This is a genomic window from Saccharomonospora sp. NPDC046836, from assembly GCF_040645195.1.
GTDB lineage: Bacteria > Actinomycetota > Actinomycetes > Mycobacteriales > Pseudonocardiaceae > Prauserella_A.
The window spans coordinates 1-1,600 of the sequence record NZ_JBEYXW010000123.1 but is presented as its reverse complement, the minus strand read 5'-3'; the positions used below and the strand labels follow the sequence as shown (position 1 = coordinate 1,600).

The 1,600-nt window shown below is 64.4% G+C and carries 2 protein-coding genes; both read left to right on the top strand.

Going from position 1 to position 1,600, the window contains the following annotated elements:
* Positions 1-21 precede the first annotated feature (21 nt).
* Positions 22-804, top strand: a complete 783-nt coding sequence (locus ABZ863_RS35635; RefSeq protein ID WP_358544201.1) for an ABC transporter ATP-binding protein — start codon at positions 22-24, stop codon at positions 802-804.
* A 4-nt stretch (positions 805-808) separates the two neighbouring features.
* Positions 809-1,600, top strand: a 792-nt coding sequence (locus ABZ863_RS35630) for an ABC transporter permease (protein ID WP_358544198.1), incomplete at its 3' end; no start/stop codon positions are given.

Genomic DNA, 1,600 nt, shown 5'->3' with positions numbered 1-1,600 from the left:
GATCCGTCTGTTGTTTCTTCTGTGCCGGTCAAGTTGGAGTTGATTGGTGTGGGGAAGGAGTTTGTTACGAAGCGGGCGACGACGCGGGCGTTGCACGATATTAATTTGCGGATCAGTGATGGGGAGTTTGTGTCGCTGATCGGGCGGTCGGGGTGTGGGAAGACCACGTTGTTGCGGGCGTTGGCGGGGTTGTTGTCGCCGACGTCGGGCCGGATTCTGGTGGAGGGCCGGTCGTTGTGGAACGGGTCGAAGGTGGACTCGTCGGTGGTGTCGCAGTTGGGGGTGGTGTTCCAGGAGGCGAACCTGTTCCCGTGGTATTCGGTGGCCGACAACATCGCCCTGCCCCTGCAGCTGCGGGGTGATGGGAAGAAACAACGCCTGGAGCGGGCGCATGAGCTGGCCGAACTGGTCGGGCTGGGCGGGTTCGAAAAGTCCTATCCCCGCGAACTGTCCGGCGGGATGCGCCAGCGCGTCGCGATCGCCCGGGCGTTGAGCACCCACCCCAAACTCCTGCTGATGGACGAACCCTTCGGGGCGCTGGACGCGCTGACCCGGGAACGGATGAACCTGGAGCTACAGCGGATCGCCCTGGCCACGAAGGCCACGGTGGTGTTCGTGACCCACGACATCACCGAGGCCGTGTTCCTCGGCGACCGCGTCGTGCAACTCACCCCCCGCCCCGGGCGGATCAGCGAGATCCGGCCCGTCGGCTTCGCCCGCCCACGGGGGATCGACGTGCAAACCGAACCCGAGTTCGGCACCATCGCCCGCGAACTCCGCCACGCCCTGGACGGGGAGAACTAGCATCATGACCCGAGAACGTCTCAACAAAATCCTCCCCTGGATCAGCACCCCCCTCATCCTGGTCGCCTTCTTCGTGGTGTGGGACGTGTTCGTCCGCGTCAACAACGTCTCCGAACTCGTCCTGCCCCGCCCCGGCACCGTCCTCGCCTCCCTGGGTGAGGTCGTCACCGACCCCACCACCTGGGACCACGCCGGCATCACCGCCACCGAAACCATCGGCGGCTTCCTCATCGCCCTCGCCACCGGCATCACCGTGGGGGCGGTCCTCGGCAAAATCGCCTGGCTCGAACGCAGCCTCCGCCCCCTCATCGTCGCCTCCCAGGTCGTCCCCAAAGTCGCCCTCATCCCCCTGTTCGTCATCTGGTTCGGCTTCGGCATGACCTCCAAAGTGATCATGTCCGCCATGCTCGCCTTCTTCCCCATCATGCTCAACGTCCAACTCGGCGTCCGCTCCGTGGAAGCCGGCCAACGCGACGTCATGCGCGCCCTCAACGCCAACCGCTGGCAAACCTTCAAACACCTCGAACTCAAATCCACCATGCCCTACGTCTTCGCCGGCATGGAAGTCGGCATCGTCTTCGCCATCATCGGCACCATCGTCGGCGAATACCTCGGCGGCAGCGAAGGACTCGGCTACCTCGTCGTCCGCACCCTCAACGAACTCAACGCCCCCGCCCTCTTCGCCGTCATCATCCTCCTCTCCGCCCTCGGCCTCCTCCTCTACTTCACCGTCAACAGCCTCAAACGCTTCTTCATCCCCTGGCACGAATCCGTCTACAGCCAACACGACACCAAC